Here is a 17,475-nt window from a genome sequence, read left to right as displayed (position 1 = left end):
CTGCAAGTTAAACAAAAGATCTAATCTCATTAAACACGCCTCCAGGCGGATTCCGCTCGATAATACGCAAAGAATATTCTTCAGCTCTCAAAGATTCAATTAAGTATTGACTTGCCAGTTCAGGCATCATATTTTGACCACAGGTGAAGATATCGACTGCAGAATAATTAGATTCAGGCCAAGTATGTATTGAAATATGGGATTCTGCGAGTAATGCGATTGCTGTCACACCTTGAGGTTCAAACTTATTGCTTATCAGATTCAAAACTGTTGCCTTTGCCAATTTCGCGGCCCTGTTTAGTGTACAGCGCAAAAAGGATTCATCATTTAATTTTTGGCAATCACATCTATAAAGTTCTAACAAAAGGTGTTTACTTTGATGAATTAATTTCTCATCATTACTAAACGAATGTAAAACTTGATTTTTTTTGGGAACTACCATTAAAGAAATTTATATGAGTATAAGATTAGCTAAAAATCATTACTTTTAAAACTATAAATAAATTATTTGCGAAGAGCCTAAGAAAGATTGATTAAATTTATCCAGATGTGTCGCACTTATAAAACATTGACTATCTTTGCCAACAGAATTAAGTAACAAATTTTGTCTAGTTATATCTAATTCAGCCAAAACATCATCCAATATAAGTATTGGGGGGACATTGAGTGTTTTATTTAATAAATCTAATTCAGCCATCTTTAAAGCCAAGATAAAAGTTCTTTGCTGCCCTGAAGAACCATATTTTCTTACAGAAATATTATTAATTAAAAACTCAATATCATCACGATGAGGTCCGAAATTACATTTACCCGTCAATGCTTCGGTAGAACGCTGGTTTAATAGTTGTTCTGCTATTTTCTTACTAATAACCTCCTCTTCCTCTTCTTCTGGACTAATATTTTGTATCCCAGAAAGATAATTTATGCCTATTTGCTCTTTAGATTTACTCAAATGATTATGCCAATATTCAACATATGGTTTTATTTTTAATAAAGCCCTTCTTCTGCGCCTAAAAATTCTTGTACTTATTATTGACATTTGGATGTCAAAACTTTCAACAATATCTGAGGATTGAGTTTTTAAGAAACTTTCTGAACGCCAAAAATGGCTTCTTTGTTTTAAAAGCCTGTTAAATCTATTTATCAAGTCTTGATATACTGGTTCAAGCTGAGAAACCACTTTATCAATCCATATTCTCCGATAACTGGGTTCACTTTTAACAATATCAATATCATTAGAACAAAAACATACACTCCTAATGTAATTTTTTATTTCACTTTGCTTTTTTAAGATGGATTCATTGACATAAATCTTTTTAGGACCTTTTCGAAATAAATTCAACTTTAATTCATCTCTAAAATCTATTTGTCCTAAAACTACAGCCATATCACTATTGTTTTGTATTAAATCTTTATCACTCAATGCTCTATTAGATTTTAATTGACTTAAAAATTCAACTGATTCAAGTAAATTTGATTTGCCAATACCATTAGAACCAAGAACAATTAATCTTTGCTCTTTTAGGTCAATTTCAAAACTATTATGGTTCCGAAAATTTTTGATTTTTAATTTATTTAAAAAAATTTTCTTTGTGCATTCATTAATAAACTAGCTAAGTTTAGTATGTATATATTTTCTTTAAAGAAATTGAAAAATTAAAGGGCATGTAGCTCAGTTGGATAGAGCATCAGATTCCGGTTCTGAGAGTCGGGGGTTCGAATCCCTCCATGCTCGTAAGATGATTCTTAAAGTTTATATCCCATTACTCTTATTCCGTTTGGATCTAGTATGAATCCACATGCCTCTAAACTTTGAAATGAAGATACTGGAGCTTGTACAGAGATACTACATCCAGGCATTTCTCTATTGATTTTCTCAAGAGTTACTTGAAGCAAAATTGAATAAAAAAGTTCTTGATTATTACCTGGAGCAGCACTTAAATTCCATAAGTTCGCATTTAATCCCCTGTCTGATGTAACCCTTACAAAGCCATATAATCTATTTTTTAATTTATTTTGTATTGTTAAAAAGAAATTACTTTTCTTGATAGCCTCAGAAAGGGATTTTATTGGGAACAAATCACAACCACAACTCGCTAAAAGTTTATTAACATCTCTGGCATGTGGAATATGAGAAGAGTCAACAAAATAACCTTCTGGAAGAATAAGTTTTTTTTTAGAATAATATTGCAATTATCAACCTGTATTTCTCATGCCAGCTGCTATCCCATTAATAGTCAAAAGTGCCCCTCTCAATAGTTCACTTCTGCTATAAGATCTTCTAGATTCATCTTTATCAATAAGAAACTCACTTATTGGAGGTTGTCTTGTTTGGTCTCTAAGTCTTCTTAAAAGGGAAACCTGCAAAAATCCCAGTGGAATTATAGTTTTATTTCGCAAGCTTACTGATGATTTTAAGTCTCTATCTGATTCAAGGAGCTTATTTTTACCCGTAATTTCAAGTATTAAAGATTTTGTAAGATTATATTCTTTAGAAATTACTTCAAAAATGAGATTAAAAGAATCTTTATTTTCTTTGCTACCAAGAGTATCAACATAATATTTTGCAACTTCCAAATCCACCTTAGATAACGTCATTTCTACCTTGGAAATAAGCATTCTAAAAAATGGCCATCTTTGATGTAGAACTCTCAATAATTCAATTTGTTTTGGGTCAGCATTTAATTCAGATGATAATGCAGTGCCAACTCCAAACCAGCTTGGCAAAAGAAATCTACTTTGTGTCCAACCAAACACCCATGGAATTGCTCTTAAACTTGACAAATCTTTTGCACCTTTTTTTCTTCTCGCAGGCCTGCTAGATATTTGTAATTTACTTATTTCTTCAATTGGTGTGACTTCTTGAAAGAAATTTAACAAATCAGGATTCTCATGCACTAATTTTCTATAGTGGTGCCTTGATGTTTCTGCCAGTCTTGACATTAATTGATTCCATTCTGGAGTAGCATCAAGTCTATTATTTACCAAACTATTTTGAATAACAGCTGTAGTAACAGTTTCTAGGTTATACAAAGCCAGTTCTGGAAGACTATATTTTGAAGCTAAAACTTCACCTTGTTCTGTTATTTTAATTCGCCCTTTTAAGGTTCCGCTTGGTTGAGCTAATATTGCCTGATAAGCTGGTCCTCCACCTCTACCTACAGAACCACCTCTTCCATGAAAAAGTCTTAACAATATATTATTTCTACTTGCAAGATTTTGAAGAGCAATTTGGGCTCTATGAATTTCCCAATTACTAGAAACAAAACCTGAATCCTTATTGCTATCAGAATATCCAAGCATTAATTCTTGCAGAGGCTTAAAGGATTCTCCAACTTTTGGCAATAATGATCTATAAAAATCTAATTTAAACAACTTTTCCATTACTTCTGGAGCTCTTTTAAGGTCTTCAACAGTCTCAAAAAGAGGAACAACTAATAATTTTGACTTTTGTGAATTTTGATCAAGAAGTCCCATTTCTTTTGCAAGCAATAGAACTTCAAGCAAATCAGATGCACTATGGCTCATTGAAATTACATAAGAATGACAAATACGACTTCCAAATTCTTGCTGCAGTCTTTTGACCATTTTAAAAACTGAAAAGGTTTCTTCTGTAGTTTTTGTCCAGTTAACGTCAGAGGGAATTAAAGGCCTTTTTGTATTTAATTCCTCTATGAGCCATTTAATTTTTTCTTCCTCCGACATTTGATCATATAGAAGAGATAAATCTAGATATTTAGTAAGTTCATTGATAGCGTCACTATGCCTTGTACTTTCTTGACGAATATCTAAACTTGCTAAAGAAAATCCAAAAATATGAACCTGAGTAAGTAGTGTATCTACAGCCTCGCAAGTTAAGTCTGTGCTAATAAGGCTATTTTTAATAAGTTCGAGATCATACGTAAATTCGTTTACCGATTTGTAATATAAGTTTTCAACTCTATCTATATTCTTAGTTTCCATTTCGCCTTCTAAGTCAGATTTCCACCCGCTATCGGCTAACAAATTATTCCTTTCTTGAGTTAATCTTAATTTTTCTAAGATATAACTTAATTTTAATCTATAAGGTTCTGATCTATATCTTGTCGCCCTAGCTTCATAGATCTCTGGGAACTTAACCCTATCTGTTTCTAATGACTCTAATAAAGAAGAACTTACTTGACTCCATTGCATAGAGACACTTAATTGATCTCTCAGATTAGATGTTGCAATAATATACCTCTCCAACATCAACTGCCTTTGATAGCAAGCAGTTCTCCAAGTAATATCAGGAGTAACTGATGGATTGCCATCCCTATCTGAACCGACCCAAGAACCAAAGTTGCAGAAAGATTCAGAAGGCATCTGAACGTCTGGATAGTTTTCAGAAAGTGCTTCAGAAATTCTGCCTCTCAATTGAGGCATTGCATTAAACAAAACTTGCTGAAAATAATGCAAAGCATAATCTACTTCATCTAAAACTGAAGGTTTAAATTGATGCAATTCATCTGTTCTCCACCAAAGTCTTACTTCCTCTTTTAATTGAGTTTTTAGAGAATTTTTTTCTTCTTTTGTTAAAAATTGCTCTACTTGTATTTTTTTTAACAAGTTTGCGACTCTAGTTTGCTTATGCCTAATAGTATGTCTTACTATCTCAGTTGGATGTGCAGTAAATACTAATCTAATATCCATTTCCTGCAATAATTCTTCTAATTTCCCTGGAGGTACATTTAATTTCCTTAGCCTATAAAATAATTCTCTAAAAGTTACTGGAGCATTTTGCCTGGCTAATGCTGGAGCAAAAGGATCAAGATTATCGGGCGATTTTTGAACATTCTTATTAGTAAAGCTATGAATATATCTATCCTCCTCAACTCTTTGTTCCAAAATATTCACTAGTTGAAAATATAATGAAAACGCTCTTGCTGCGGCAATGGATTCTGCCAAATCCATAGAATTTACAATATTAACGATCTCATTTTTAAAGGTTTTAGAACTATCACCATCAATTTGTTTTGAATAACTTAATTCTTTAAGCTGAATTAATCTCACTGCTTGATCTTCTGGGCATTCTTCTCTGAGAACAGATTCCCATAAATCCTCTATTAATAGACGATTTTTATCAAGTGAATCATTGTTACTTATAAGATCCACATTATTTTTTTTTATCTGCTGAAAAGATTCCATATAATCATTATGTCATAAGTAAAAATATTAAGTTCAAATGTTTATCTAAATAATCAAATACCCTCCTGTTCATTCTTGATCATATCATCGATAGAAATTTTCATAATTTGCTCAATCGAAAGCCCTTTTTCATATTGCTTTATCCATTTCATAGATTGATTTCCTTCTTCAAGCACCATATGGATAGGTTTCAAAAGATGTGTCATATTAAATTTTTCAGCAGTTGGTGATAAATCTGAAAGTAAGTTTTGCACCCAATCTCTACAAATAACTTTTTTACCATCTTTCCAATGAGTCAATTCTGAATTCAAACTATCTTTAGCACTATTAATCTCATTAAGATCACATATTTCTGCTAATTGATCAAGAGAAAAAATACTTGCATTCAAAGGATCTAAAGTTTTTATATTTTCAAAAAGATGTAAAATCCTAAGCTCTAACATAGCCGTTATCCCCATTAACAAATTAATATCTGGAACGAAATCACAAATTCTTAATTCCAATCGATCAAGAATTCGAGGTCTTTGAGGACCATTTGGTCGGATTGAGGACCAAAAATGTCTGATATTTTGCATATTTTCATTAGCTATATTCTTCTCAATCCAATTGATATAGGAATTATGATGTTCAAAGAAGGGTACTTTTCTTGGTGTTTTAGGAAACTGGACCCATCTCTGGGAGTGATTATCAGTAATTTTATTATTTAAAAAAGGTGAGCTGGCACTTATCGATAGATATAAAGAAGCCTCAGATCTTATCAATCTAATAGCAGCAAACAGCTTATCTAAATCATCAATTCCTATATTTATATGAACACTTGAAGTTGCGATAGAGATTCCATAATTATCTTGTATAAATTGATGATAAATATTGTCAATATCAGATCTTTGAAATTGGGTATCATGTTGAAAACAAAGAGTAGATGAAGGAATGATGGTTAACCCCTTATTTTTAAGCCATTTCCTTAATTTTTTCCTTGGTGTTAATAATTTTTCGTATAACAACTTATAATCTTTTTCAGGTGTTGTTATGTATTCAACATTCCTGTTATCTGGCTCTTTAACAAAATTAGAAAAATTTTTTTCGATATCAGCTGAAACACCAACATGCGAATTTAGAGAGCCTGTAAAAAGTTCCACTTCAAAACCTTTGTAAAGATAATTATTAGTCATCTATTTATCCAAACAAGCTAATGATTTTAGTATCCCTTTAGCTTTATTTATTGTTTCTTGATATTCATTTTCTGGAGAAGAGTCAGCGACTATTCCAGCCCCTGCCTGAACTGAAACATCAAATTTTCCATTTTTTAAGGGCTTTACTATCATAGTTCTTATTGTGATTGCTGTATTTAATGCTCCATTAATATCAATAGATCCGTAAACACCAGCGTAAGGTCCTCTAGCATCATTTTCAAAATCTTTAATCAATTGCATAGCTCTTATTTTTGGTGCGCCAGTTACTGTACCAGCTGGAAAGCAAGCCTTTAACAAATCCCATACATCAGTATTGTTTTTTAAGGTCCCTTCAACTTCACTAACTATATGCATAACATGTGAATATTTTTCAATTACCATTAAATCTTTTACCTCAACAGTACCAACCTCACAAACTCTTCCAAGATCATTTCTTCCTAGATCTATAAGCATTACATGCTCAGCTATCTCTTTTGGATCTTTTAATAAATCCTGCTCTAATTCCAAATCTTTTTGTGGGTCACTACCTCTAGGTCTTGTACCTGCTATTGGTCTAAGGCTAGCAACAATCTGGTTTTTTTTATTTTTCTCAGCTTTTACCATAACTTCAGGACTTGAACCTATCAAATACCATGAACCAAAATCAAAGAAAGACATATAAGGAGATGGATTTACCATTCTTAAACTTCTATATAAGTTAAAAGGTTCATGATTAACTTGAGTACTAAATTTCTGACTTATAACTATCTGGAAAATATCTCCTTTTCTTATATATTCTTTTGCAGAGAGAACTGCATCCTCAAAATCTTTTCTCTTCCAATTACTTTGAATATTTAAATGAGAATTCTCATTATCATTCCACTCTAAAAAATCGTTTTCTTGCAGAGGAACTTTCATTAATTGTCTTGTTTTCTTAATTTTAGAAATTGAATTTAGATAAACTTCTTCAATACAAGAATCATTTGATGAAGTTGTATCTGCATAAACTACGGAGGTTATACATCTTTTGATTTGATCAAAAACGACTAACTGATCAAAAAACATCCAAGCACCATGAGGTATATTACTTTCTTCTCTTTTATTTATTGGAACACTTGGTTCTATTCTATTAATCAATTCATAACCCCAAGAACCGTATAATTGTCCAATTGATGGTAAATCTTCAAGGATGGATGACTTATATTCTTTTGTCCAAGTTTTTAAAATGCTAAATGGGTCAGCTTTGTATTTTTCAATATTTCCATTATTCCAAGTTTTAATTATTTCTTCTCCATAACAAACAGCTTCCCATAAAGGTTTAGTTGCAATTACACTCCATCTCCCCAAATTTTCTCCACCTTCAACTGACTCAAGAAAAACACCATTAGAGTCTTTTTCGGATAATTTCAACCAAGTAGATAATGGAGTCTCTAAATCTGCTGGCCAAGTTTGAGTGATAGGTATAAAATTTTTACCTTCTTTAAAAGCCTTAAAAAAAGTATCTTTTTGTGAGCTGATCATACTAATAATGTCAACCCAAATTATAATTATATATTTCTTTTATATCAACTTTTAGGGAGTTAATCAAAAGTATTCTTACTTGTAAATTTCAACCCAGCTGGATTAGGATTCTCACCTATTCTCCTTGGGTTATGTCCAACTTTTTCTCTACCTTCATTAACTTTTTCAGGAAAAACACCATCTTTTGGATGTAAGAATTCAATATCACCACCTGGAAAAATCCTATAGATTTTAAAGTCCTCAATTCTTGGCTTAAAAGCTCTTAATTGTGTCCCTAGTGCGAGGCATTGTTCTTTTCTTGCAAAATACATTAAATTATCACCTTCATGCATAATAGCGGCACCACCGGTGGGTAATTCAAATGCTTGCTCTTTTGAACTATTCCATACAATTGCATATTTTTCTTCGGTTTCTGCTGAGTTTAACAACCCCCCAGTACTACCTATATGCTTTGGAAATTGACCGACTAAAGATTCCGTCATTCTAGATTTTGAGTTATTTATAATAAGAAATTAGCATTCTAATTTTACAAAATTCAAATTTAAAGGAAAGTTTCTACATTAATTAATATATGAAAACTTATTTCATGTTTTAATTTGAATCTGAAATCGGGAAAAATACTGTCAACCCTGCATCTCGCCTTTTTGTAACATGTCCTCCTAAACTAGCTAACAACTTTTGGGTGGCATTTTGGCTTAGTTGTAAACTTCCCGTTTGAGGGTTCCAATTTAGAACAGGTCCCAAATCAGAACCATTGTCACTATTGAGTATTTCTTTTTTCTTACTATCTAATTTTTGTATTTTTAATTGGAGTTTAAGTTTTTGGCCAGCTAGTCTTAATTCTAAGATTAATGTACTACCTTCTTTTAGGCCTCTAGTATTTTTATCAATTAATCCGCTTAACATTAATTCTAATTTTTCAGAATCACTCAAAATTTGCGGCAGTTGGCTTGGGATATCAATCTTTAAAGAAATTCCACGTCTATTTAATTGTTTATTCCATATAGGAGCAAGTTTTTTAAAAATTTCGGATAAATTGATTTTTGCTAAGTTATTTAATTTAGGCACTTCATTATTTACCAATTCTGCAGCATTAAAAATTAAACCAAATCGATCAATTTGTTCATTACATTCATTATCAATTTGAATTAAACGATTTCTAATTGAATCATCCATCTTATATTTTTTTAAAGTTGAACTTATTAAAGTTTTTATAGTAGTTAAGGGAGTTCTTACTTCATGAGAAATTGCACTTAACAATTTTGCTTCAGTTATTTGTACATTTTTATTATCATTTCTCAAAGAATTCTGTATGTTGTGATGTGGTCCCAATTTTGCCAATTTTGCTGATAATGTTGGCCAAAAATTTTTCTCAAATTGATTATTAATATTAAGATTACCCAAACTATTGATTACCTTACGAAATTTGACTCCTTCTTCGTAATTTTCTTGATTTAATTTTGCATGAATTAATTCAATTGATATTTTTAAGCTTTCTTCATCACATTTCATCAATAAGATTTTCTTGTCTTTCTCTCCTACAATTGATAATATACATTGAAAATTTGGGGTAACTATCATCAAAAAAGGTTCATAACCATCTTTCTGACTAAGATTTAAGACCTTATAGTTACTTATAAAGTCAAAATCTTTTGTTACCTTAGCTGAATGATTTGCTGGCAAAAAGCCAGCATTATCTTTTTGAAAGTATGGGAACCCTTCTGGGGACCACAACCAACCATGAAGTTGATTAAAAATTTTTTTCTCCTTTAGAGCTGGCAAAGGAGAAGCAACCCAAATCCCTCCCTGTTTGCAATTCTGAGAAAGGAAATCTTTTTGAATTACTTCTAAAGACGCCCACCACATTCTCCTAGAAGTATCATCATCCACATGTATAGTCTGCGACCCTTGAATCAGGAGCTCTTGAATTTTTTTTATGGTAACTTGTGATTTCATCAACTTCTTAATGATCTTGTGCGTTTTAGTATAGATAAGACAAATCCAATAGATATGAAATTTATTACCAAGGCTGTTCTTCCATAACTCATAAAGGGAAGAGGTATCCCAGTCACTGGTCCTAGTCCAATAGTCATAAATAAGTTAATAATTATCTGGAATAAAAAAGTTGCGGCTATTCCAATAACAATTAGAGATTCAAAGTCGCTTCTAGCATTTTTTGCAATATTTATAAGCTTTTGGATCAGAAAAAAGAACAAAAATAATACTATAGTGCATCCCAAAAAACCTAATTCTTCGCCTAGGGCACTGAATATAAAATCAGTATGTTGTTCTGGTATAAATTGCAAATTAGTCAGCTTACCTTGTAGCAAACCAGTCCCAAATAATCCTCCAGAACCAATTGCAATTTTACTCTGTATCAAATGATATCCGCCACCTAATGGATCTCTACTTGGATCTAAAAATAAAACTAATCTATCTTTTTGATAATTTTTTAAGCCATATTGCCACAAAATTGGTGTAAATTTTGCCACTAATAAATGAAACGAAATAGCGAGAGCAGAAAAAATAATTTTCTTTTTTGAAGATCTATAAGCAAGATATCCTATAACTGGAATCCAGAAAATAAGAAGAGTTGGTAAGGTTAGATATAGTATTGATGTGATAATACAAAACACTAATATCAAAATCCACTCTATGGGCATTTGAGACCAATAGAGCATTACACCTGTCAAAACAATTAAAACTAAAGAGGTACCTAAGTCCGGTTGAAAAAAAATTAATAACCAAGGAATAACTACTACTAGTAAGGGCAATACTAAATCTCTTATTGTTAGGATTATTTTTTTGTCGAGTACTAAAGCAAGAGTTAATACAGTACTAAGTTTAGCTACCTCTGAAGGCTGAAAAGAAAAGATGCCCAAGTTGAGCCATCTTTGAGCTCCAGAAACTGAAATCCCAAAAAAATAAATAAGTAATAAAGATATTAAAGTAGAAAAATAAAATGGAACCAAATACTTTCTAAGTCTCTCTAACGGTATATAAGAAATAAAAAATGCTAAGAAATAACCTAAAAAACCAGTAACGATATGACCTAAATAGTTTGATACTAAAAAATCACCCTGAATACTTTTTATCAAAAAACCCGAAATAATAACTAAAAACAGAGGAATAATAAGTAGCGGAGAAAATAAAAAACCTCTATTAAAGTTGTCTTTTTTTTGTAAAAATCCTCTGTTATTTAATAAAGAAATTCTCTTAAACATCAATTAAGCATTAATAAATTGATTCTTAATTAATTTAGCTAAATTACCAAATACGACAGAACTTTCTTTATTGGGCTGGCTTATTGAGATTGGTACACCTTTATTACTATCATCAACGAGAGGAATTTCGATGGGAATTTGAGCTAATAATGGTAAGTCATTTTCGTTAGCTAATGTTTGTCCACCACCTTTACCAAAAATTTCATATTTTTTACCTGGCATATCTGGCGGAATAAATACTGACATATTTTCTACAATTCCCAGTAAAGGTACTCCAAGTTGTTTAAACATCGCTAATCCCCTCCTTGCATCTTGCAAAGATACTTGTTGAGGAGTAGTGACAATTATAGCTCCAGAGATAGGAACAGATTGAGAAAGGGATATTTGAGCGTCTCCTGTTCCTGGAGGCAAATCAATAACCAAAAAATCAAGATTATTCCATTCAACTTGGTACAAAAATTGTCTGATAATACTATTAAGCATTGGTCCTCTCCATATAACTGGCTGGCCTTCCTCTATGAGGAAACCCATTGATACCATTGAAATTCCATATTTATTTATCGGTATTAACCTTTGATCACTGCCACTTCCTTCGGTAACCTTTGGATTCTGTTCGGCAACTCCCATCATTGAGGGAGTATTAGGTCCATATATATCCGCATCCAGCAAACCAGTTTTCAAGCCTAATTTAGCTAGAGAACAAGCGAGATTAACTGCAATTGTACTTTTTCCAACTCCACCTTTACCACTGCTAACAGCTATGATATTTCGAATACCATCAATCTTCTGCAACTCAGGAGCATTACTCTGATTTTGAGATTCAGTTTTGGAAGAATTATTATCTATCTCTATTTGGACATCATCAATATCTTCAAAATCCAGTAATACCCCTCTAACCTCTTGTACAATTCTATCTCTCTGAGAATTTGCAAATGATGGTAATGATAATGTTACGATTACTCTCGGTATATTTACTCTTACATTTTTAATCCAAGCTAATTCAATTACATTTTTCTGTGATCCAGCATCTAGAACTTTTTGTAAAGCAAAATTCGCATCTTCTATTGTGGTCATTAAATTTTTTAATATTTTGACAAGGTAGTCGACTGTTTAAAAGATTAAGAACTATGTCGAACTATCAAATAATAGGCAATAAGGTCCCCCTAAGAGAAATTATAAAGAGAAACTTATAATTAACCCAAAAAATTTTTTTCTTCAAGATTTACTAAATACATGTTGAAAGAACCTTCTAAAAACTCGAGAGAAAAAACTAAAAATCTCTTATTAAATCTCCAAGACAAAATTTGTTCGGGACTTGAAAATGTAGATGGCAAAGGGAAATTTACAGAGGAATCCTGGCTAAGAGACGAAGGTGGCGGTGGAAGATCAAGAGTATTGAAAAATGGTTCTATTTTTGAGCAGGCAGGCGTTAATTTCTCTGAAGTACAGGGAAAAGAATTACCTCAATCTATAATCTCTCAAAGGCCCGAAGCAAAAGGTCATGAATGGTTTGCTACGGGAACCTCTATGGTTTTGCATCCAAGGAATCCCTATATTCCTACAGTTCATCTGAATTATCGATATTTCGAGGCTGGTCCTGTTTGGTGGTTTGGGGGAGGTGCAGACTTAACCCCATATTATCCTTATCTTTCTGATGTAAGGAATTTTCATAACGAGCATAAAAAAGCTTGTGAAAAAGTTCATCAAGATTTACATAAAGTTTTCAAACCATGGTGTGATGAATATTTCTTCTTGAAGCATAGAAATGAATCTAGAGGGATAGGAGGCATTTTTTATGATTATCAAGATGGCTCAGGCAATATTTATAGAGGAAATAATCAAAATGGAGAGGCATCAAAAGCTTCACAAAATATTGGCAGATCTAATTTAAATTGGGATAATTTATTTTCTTTAGCAGAAAACTGTGGGCAAGCGTTTCTCCCTTCATATTTGCCCATTATTGAAAAAAGAGCTTCTCAAACATTTTCATCGAAGGAAAGAGAATTCCAGCTTTATCGAAGAGGTAGATATGTCGAATTCAATTTAGTTTGGGATAGAGGTACGATTTTTGGACTACAAACAAATGGCAGAACTGAATCTATATTAATGTCCTTACCGCCTTTAGCTAGATGGGAATATGGATATAAAGCTAAAAAAGATTCTCGAGAGGAATTGCTCACATCAATTTTTACAAAACCCCAAGATTGGTTAAATGATAAAGAGTTAGAGAAATTCTGTATGGAGAATAATATTTTTGATTAGATTTTATCGAATAAAATTTTAATGTATCTTAAATAGGTGTTTTAAATAAAGAACCGTCACTTTTTAATTGAAGTTTTTCTCCAAGTTCATTTTCTAAAGAGATTAATTCATCCCTATGCGCTCTTAGTCTCATGAAAGTTGAATCATTTTCATTTTCGTTCATCAACCTTAATTCAAATTTCTCCTCTCTTGCTGATTTTTTAAAATAAACAATTCCAGACAAAGGACCCCCAATTAATCCCAAAAGAATAGGCCACCAACCTAATTCAGGATATATTTGAATAATTACTAATCCCAAGGCACAAGAACCAAAACCGCCAAGAAAACCTAAAAAAATTGCTAAAAATTTACTAGAAACAACTTGACCCTTGAATATTAAAATTCTTTGTTCATAATCTCCTCCTGTTTGCTTCCATCCCCTCAAATTAAGCCATTCACATAAACCGTTTAAAACCTTAACTGGCTGTTGAGAAGATGAAATCTCAACGATTGTAGTTCTATCTTTACTAGAAGCCCTAAGAAAAAAAAATAATCCTATGGCCAAGAGAATTGTTAGCAATAATGTTGAATTTAAGGAATAGGACATCAAATAAATTTTTTCTTCTAACTCGAAAATAAAAATTAAAGTTACTTCATATTATAATTTTTTTGAATTATTCTGTAAAATATCCTTATTAGATAAAAATTCTTAATTAAATCAAATCTTAAGTAATATTCTAAATCTTAAATTACTTTAAATACTTATCAAAAATGACTATTGAAAATAAAAATATTGATTTTCTTTATAGCGATTTAACTACGGATTTATACAATCTTTATAAAAAATCATCGTACCTAGCTATTGACACTGAAGCAATGGGGTTAATTCATGGAAGAGATAGACTGTGTTTAGTACAAATCTGTAATGAATCTGGCAAAACATCCTGTATAAAAATAGAACTTAATACCTCTTCTTCACCTCATTTAAAATCACTTCTTGAAAATGACAAAATTACAAAAATATTTCACTACGCAAGATTTGATGTAGCAGCTCTAAAATGCAATCTTGAAATTAATACAAAAAATATTTTTTGTACAAAGATTGCCAGTAAGTTGGCAAGAACATATACAAATAAACACGGTTTAAAAGATTTAATAAATGAATTACTAGGCATAGAAATGGATAAAAGCTCTCAAAGTAGTGATTGGGGTAGCAACGAAGATTTAACAAAAGATCAATTAGATTATGCAGCAAATGATGTTAGATATTTAATTGAAGCGATGCATAAATTAAAAGTTATCTTGGAAAGAGAAAATAGATATGAATTAGCTCAAAAATGTTTTGAAACAGTATCTGTACATGCTGATTTAGATATACTAAAATTCTCAAATATATTTGAACATTAAGAATCAATCTTCAGTTAAAAAATTATCTTCACCATCAAGAGTTTCCATAAGCTTATCTAGTATTCTTGAAGAACTTAATTTATCTCCATCATTTTTTACACAAATTTTTAAGACATTTTGAGCAACTTGTATTTTCTCTTGAATAGTTTTCGAACCTTCTTTTGCAATTTGAATTTCTACTTTCTTCTTAGCAGAAGATAAGCTTATACTCATAAGTTTTGCAATTTCTGCACAAATTTTTAGATATTGCCGATCATTTATTGGATACATAAAAGAATTAAAAATTAATATGCTATTGCCATTTACTAAGATAACAAATGAAGGTTAATGGCATCTACGATTTTCTTACTTGCTCCGGATTCTCCCATTCTTTTTTTTCCAATTTTTGCTTGTTCTAGCCTATCAACTTTTCTTTTCAAAAGTAAACTTAAACGTTTTAAAAGAATTTTTTTGTTCTTGCAAACTAAAACGCTGCCTCCCAATAATCTTGATTGCCTTTTTGCAAATGATTTTGTAAATTGTGGACCACTTCCAGGTAAAGAAAGAGATGGAATTCCAAGGCCAGTAATTTGCTCTGTAGCAGTTCCTGCATTAGACAAGCCAACTTCTGCCATACTGGCCCATGAATTGAATTTACCTTTTCCAATCACTACATATTGATCTTTCTTTTTCCATACTGAATCTTCATCAATTAGAAATTTAACTTTACTCTGTTTTATAAAACCATATTTATTTAAATAACTGTGAATTTGAATCACATGCGCGTTAATGCTTAAAGGCAAAAGTATTACCAAATCCTTCGATAAATCAAAATCCTGCAAACAATCAAGAAAATTATCAAGATTTTTAAGAGCTTCAGGGTATCTACTTCCAACTAATAAAATAATCCTCTTAAAAGAAATAATATTTGATATCTTCTCGTTTTTTGCATTAACAAAATCCATCATAGGATTACCAAAGTATTTTGCATCAATATTTTTTCTATTCAAATTATTAGCTGTAATTGTATCTCTCATAATTAAATTTTTACATCTTGGAGATTTCATTAAAAATATTTCCCATGGGTCCCATTCAGAACCTTTCAACTTATGATAAAAATCGCTTAAATCCCAACCTGGCCCATTACTCCAAGTATGATCACTTTTGGGAGTTCCAATGAAACTAAATTCGCATTCTGAACTCCAAGCGAAAAGTAATGGCAAGAAATCGCCTACGGCGATAATTTTGCAGTTATGTTTTAACTTCTGTTTTACAAGTAGATAATTTCTTAAATTATCGATTAAAAATCCTGCAAACAAATCAAGCACAAATCCCTTCAGACTTTGATTACTAAAACCTCCACTAGGCAGATCTTTTAAATATCCTATTTTACGAAAATTCTTTGATTTTATGGAATTAAATACATCTCCATTTCCTACTAAAGGCAAAACTTCAATATTTTTATTTTTTATTTTTTTTAGTAATCTTTTTATTATTTCTGATGCGATTACATCTTCTCCATGACCATTACATATAAATAATAGAGAATGAGACTTCTTACTGTTAAGATCATAAAAAGATTCATTGGAATCTTTTTCGGCGGCATGGCCAAGTGGTAAGGCAGAGGATTGCAAATCCTTTATCCCCAGTTCGAATCTGGGTGCCGCCTTCTTTAATTTTGATACTAAATTCCTTATAAAACCCTCTAAAACCTTCAATTTTGTATGTCTACTATACATTTTTTTAAGGAAAAATTAGTGGAATTTCTAGTCGGCAATTTAACCAAATTTTGATTCCAGAATATTTGTAATTATTTCATTATCTCACTTGCAGACTATTAGGGAAATATTTAACTCATTAAATACGAAAATTTTTCGTTACTTAAATGATATATCAAATTTTTAGAAATCAAATCGGTCTAAAGAACATTTGTAAATGTATAATTTAGAATAATTTGATATTACGAAATGCGAAAGTTATTAATTCCATTATTTTTTGTTTTTGCAATACCTACTAACGCTTATGCCCTTGGAGTTAAAGATAAACCCTTGACATACAATCAAATAGCAAAAAAGTGTACAGGAAAAAAATCAAATTGGGTTAAATATAATAAAATAGGTTTTCCTCAAAGTGCAAAAAATTATTTAAGAGTATGCATTGATGAGGAAGTAGAGAAAGTGCGTAAAGCAAAATTAACTAAATGCTTAGAAAAAAATAAAAAGAATATTTGTTTAGCATCTTTTAAATTAGATTAAAAAATATTTTATTTTTCAAATCGATATTTTTCATGAAATATTTACTTTTAACTTGCCGACTAGGAAGCAATTAAATGAACTTCACCTAAAGATTAATTTAATTGAAATGTTATTTAAAAATCTTTTTCCTCCAAATAATCCAAAAGACTTTTTGTTAATCCAAAGTCTGGATCTAAATGCTGAGCAATTTTAAGATCATTCACGGCTTTAGGATATTCCTCAAGAGATTCATAAGCAAAACCTCTCCAAAAATATAAAAAAGAATCATTAGGGTTAATTTTAATCGCTTTAGAAAAATCACTTATTGAGTCCCAATAATTACCCACCCTAATCTTTGAATTACCTCTTAATTCATATATATTCACAAGACGTTTTTCATTTATCGGCAAATAAGTACTTAATTCAATTGCTTTATCCAAATATTCTATTGATATCTGATAAGCAGTACAGTCATGAAATATCTGTCCTAATTCAAAAAAATAATTAAATTGAAAAAACTTATTCAAAGTA

17 protein-coding genes and 2 tRNA genes are annotated in these 17,475 nt (G+C 31.1%); 5 read left to right on the top strand and 14 right to left on the bottom strand.

What is annotated here, in order from left to right; genetic code table 11:
* Positions 1 to 7: 7 nt before the first annotated feature.
* A complete protein-coding gene (locus JJ842_06140) occupies positions 8 to 442 on the bottom strand; it encodes an adenosylmethionine decarboxylase (protein ID MBO6971489.1) in 435 nt (144 codons plus the stop codon).
* Positions 443 to 493: 51 nt separating this feature from the next.
* Positions 494 to 1,585, bottom strand: a complete 1,092-nt coding sequence (recF, locus tag JJ842_06135; GenBank protein ID MBO6971488.1) for a DNA replication/repair protein RecF — start codon at positions 1,583 to 1,585, stop codon at positions 494 to 496.
* Positions 1,586 to 1,661: 76 nt separating this feature from the next.
* Between recF and JJ842_06130 the strand changes: the two genes are divergently transcribed.
* Positions 1,662 to 1,735 (top strand) — tRNA-Arg (locus JJ842_06130).
* Positions 1,736 to 1,746: 11 nt separating this feature from the next.
* Here the strand turns inward: JJ842_06130 and JJ842_06125 are convergent.
* From JJ842_06125 to JJ842_06090, 8 genes are all read right to left on the bottom strand, one after another.
* Entirely contained in the window at positions 1,747 to 2,193 is a 447-nt protein-coding gene (locus JJ842_06125) for an N-acetyltransferase (protein ID MBO6971487.1), read from the bottom strand.
* A gap of 3 nt (positions 2,194 to 2,196) precedes the next feature.
* The gene (gene ppc / locus JJ842_06120; protein ID MBO6971486.1) at positions 2,197 to 5,166 is read right to left on the bottom strand and encodes a phosphoenolpyruvate carboxylase; all 2,970 of its coding nucleotides are present in this window, start codon (positions 5,164 to 5,166) and stop codon (positions 2,197 to 2,199) included.
* Positions 5,167 to 5,219: 53 nt separating this feature from the next.
* Positions 5,220 to 6,338, bottom strand: coding sequence for a glutamate--cysteine ligase (gshA, locus tag JJ842_06115; protein MBO6971485.1), 1,119 nt, complete (start codon positions 6,336 to 6,338; stop codon positions 5,220 to 5,222).
* Complete coding sequence (locus JJ842_06110; protein ID MBO6971484.1) at positions 6,339 to 7,859, bottom strand: anthranilate synthase component I family protein; 1,521 nt, start codon at positions 7,857 to 7,859, stop codon at positions 6,339 to 6,341. It abuts the gene before it with no gap.
* Positions 7,860 to 7,918: 59 nt separating this feature from the next.
* Positions 7,919 to 8,341, bottom strand: coding sequence for a photosystem I reaction center subunit II (locus tag JJ842_06105; GenBank protein MBO6971483.1), 423 nt, complete (start codon positions 8,339 to 8,341; stop codon positions 7,919 to 7,921).
* A 109-nt stretch (positions 8,342 to 8,450) separates the two neighbouring features.
* Positions 8,451 to 9,815, bottom strand: coding sequence for a HAMP domain-containing histidine kinase (locus tag JJ842_06100; protein MBO6971482.1), 1,365 nt, complete (start codon positions 9,813 to 9,815; stop codon positions 8,451 to 8,453).
* Entirely contained in the window at positions 9,815 to 11,083 is a 1,269-nt protein-coding gene (gene rodA / locus JJ842_06095; GenBank protein ID MBO6971481.1) for a rod shape-determining protein RodA, read from the bottom strand. The genes JJ842_06100 and rodA overlap by 1 nt, the downstream gene beginning before the upstream one ends.
* Positions 11,084 to 11,086: 3 nt before the next feature.
* Entirely contained in the window at positions 11,087 to 12,157 is a 1,071-nt protein-coding gene (locus JJ842_06090) for an Mrp/NBP35 family ATP-binding protein (protein MBO6971480.1), read from the bottom strand.
* A gap of 159 nt (positions 12,158 to 12,316) precedes the next feature.
* Between JJ842_06090 and hemF the strand changes: the two genes are divergently transcribed.
* A complete protein-coding gene (hemF, locus tag JJ842_06085) occupies positions 12,317 to 13,345 on the top strand; it encodes an oxygen-dependent coproporphyrinogen oxidase (GenBank protein MBO6971479.1) in 1,029 nt (342 codons plus the stop codon).
* A 28-nt stretch (positions 13,346 to 13,373) separates the two neighbouring features.
* Here the strand turns inward: hemF and JJ842_06080 are convergent, their stop codons facing one another.
* Complete coding sequence (locus JJ842_06080) at positions 13,374 to 13,931, bottom strand: cofactor assembly of complex C subunit B (GenBank protein MBO6971478.1); 558 nt, start codon at positions 13,929 to 13,931, stop codon at positions 13,374 to 13,376.
* Positions 13,932 to 14,095: 164 nt separating this feature from the next.
* Between JJ842_06080 and JJ842_06075 the strand changes: the two genes are divergently transcribed.
* Entirely contained in the window at positions 14,096 to 14,731 is a 636-nt protein-coding gene (locus tag JJ842_06075) for a ribonuclease D (GenBank protein MBO6971477.1), read from the top strand.
* A gap of 3 nt (positions 14,732 to 14,734) precedes the next feature.
* On the opposite strand, the gene JJ842_06070 is transcribed toward JJ842_06075, so the two are convergent.
* Positions 14,735 to 15,001, bottom strand: coding sequence for a hypothetical protein (locus tag JJ842_06070; protein MBO6971476.1), 267 nt, complete (start codon positions 14,999 to 15,001; stop codon positions 14,735 to 14,737).
* Positions 15,002 to 15,036: 35 nt separating this feature from the next.
* The gene (locus JJ842_06065) at positions 15,037 to 16,344 is read right to left on the bottom strand and encodes a hypothetical protein (GenBank protein ID MBO6971475.1); all 1,308 of its coding nucleotides are present in this window, start codon (positions 16,342 to 16,344) and stop codon (positions 15,037 to 15,039) included.
* Here JJ842_06065 and JJ842_06060 point away from each other — a divergent pair.
* Positions 16,309 to 16,379: transfer RNA gene (locus tag JJ842_06060), tRNA-Cys, on the top strand. The genes JJ842_06065 and JJ842_06060 overlap by 36 nt on opposite strands.
* 298 nt (positions 16,380 to 16,677) lie before the next feature.
* The gene (locus JJ842_06055; protein ID MBO6971474.1) at positions 16,678 to 16,965 is read left to right on the top strand and encodes a hypothetical protein; all 288 of its coding nucleotides are present in this window, start codon (positions 16,678 to 16,680) and stop codon (positions 16,963 to 16,965) included.
* A 113-nt stretch (positions 16,966 to 17,078) separates the two neighbouring features.
* Here the strand turns inward: JJ842_06055 and JJ842_06050 are convergent, their stop codons facing one another.
* Positions 17,079 to 17,471 carry a tetratricopeptide repeat protein gene (locus JJ842_06050; GenBank protein MBO6971473.1) on the bottom strand — a complete coding sequence of 131 codons (393 nt, stop codon included), beginning with the start codon at positions 17,469 to 17,471 and terminating at the stop codon, positions 17,079 to 17,081.
* Between the last annotated feature and the right edge of the window lie 4 nt (positions 17,472 to 17,475).

Source organism: Prochlorococcus marinus CUG1433, from assembly GCA_017644425.1.
In the GTDB taxonomy this organism is placed as follows: Bacteria; Cyanobacteriota; Cyanobacteriia; order PCC-6307; family Cyanobiaceae; genus Prochlorococcus_A; species Prochlorococcus_A marinus_U.
This window is presented reverse-complemented; position numbering and strand designations above follow the sequence as displayed.

What these genes read in the sequence shown, in the direction of transcription:
- JJ842_06140 (MBO6971489.1), bottom strand. Translation starts at nt 442, where the DNA reads ATGGTAGTTCCCAAAAAAAATCAAGTTTTACATTCGTTTAGTAATGAT.
- ppc (MBO6971486.1), bottom strand. Translation starts at nt 5,166, where the DNA reads ATGGAATCTTTTCAGCAGATAAAAAAAAATAATGTGGATCTTATAAGT.
- gshA (MBO6971485.1), bottom strand. Translation starts at nt 6,338, where the DNA reads ATGACTAATAATTATCTTTACAAAGGTTTTGAAGTGGAACTTTTTACA.
- JJ842_06110 (MBO6971484.1), bottom strand. Translation starts at nt 7,859, where the DNA reads ATGATCAGCTCACAAAAAGATACTTTTTTTAAGGCTTTTAAAGAAGGT.
- JJ842_06105 (MBO6971483.1), bottom strand. Translation starts at nt 8,341, where the DNA reads ATGACGGAATCTTTAGTCGGTCAATTTCCAAAGCATATAGGTAGTACT.
- JJ842_06100 (MBO6971482.1), bottom strand. Translation starts at nt 9,815, where the DNA reads ATGAAATCACAAGTTACCATAAAAAAAATTCAAGAGCTCCTGATTCAA.
- rodA (MBO6971481.1), bottom strand. Translation starts at nt 11,083, where the DNA reads ATGTTTAAGAGAATTTCTTTATTAAATAACAGAGGATTTTTACAAAAA.
- JJ842_06090 (MBO6971480.1), bottom strand. Translation starts at nt 12,157, where the DNA reads ATGACCACAATAGAAGATGCGAATTTTGCTTTACAAAAAGTTCTAGAT.
- hemF (MBO6971479.1), top strand. Translation starts at nt 12,317, where the DNA reads ATGTTGAAAGAACCTTCTAAAAACTCGAGAGAAAAAACTAAAAATCTC.
- JJ842_06080 (MBO6971478.1), bottom strand. Translation starts at nt 13,931, where the DNA reads ATGTCCTATTCCTTAAATTCAACATTATTGCTAACAATTCTCTTGGCC.
- JJ842_06075 (MBO6971477.1), top strand. Translation starts at nt 14,096, where the DNA reads ATGACTATTGAAAATAAAAATATTGATTTTCTTTATAGCGATTTAACT.
- JJ842_06070 (MBO6971476.1), bottom strand. Translation starts at nt 15,001, where the DNA reads ATGTATCCAATAAATGATCGGCAATATCTAAAAATTTGTGCAGAAATT.
- JJ842_06055 (MBO6971474.1), top strand. Translation starts at nt 16,678, where the DNA reads ATGCGAAAGTTATTAATTCCATTATTTTTTGTTTTTGCAATACCTACT.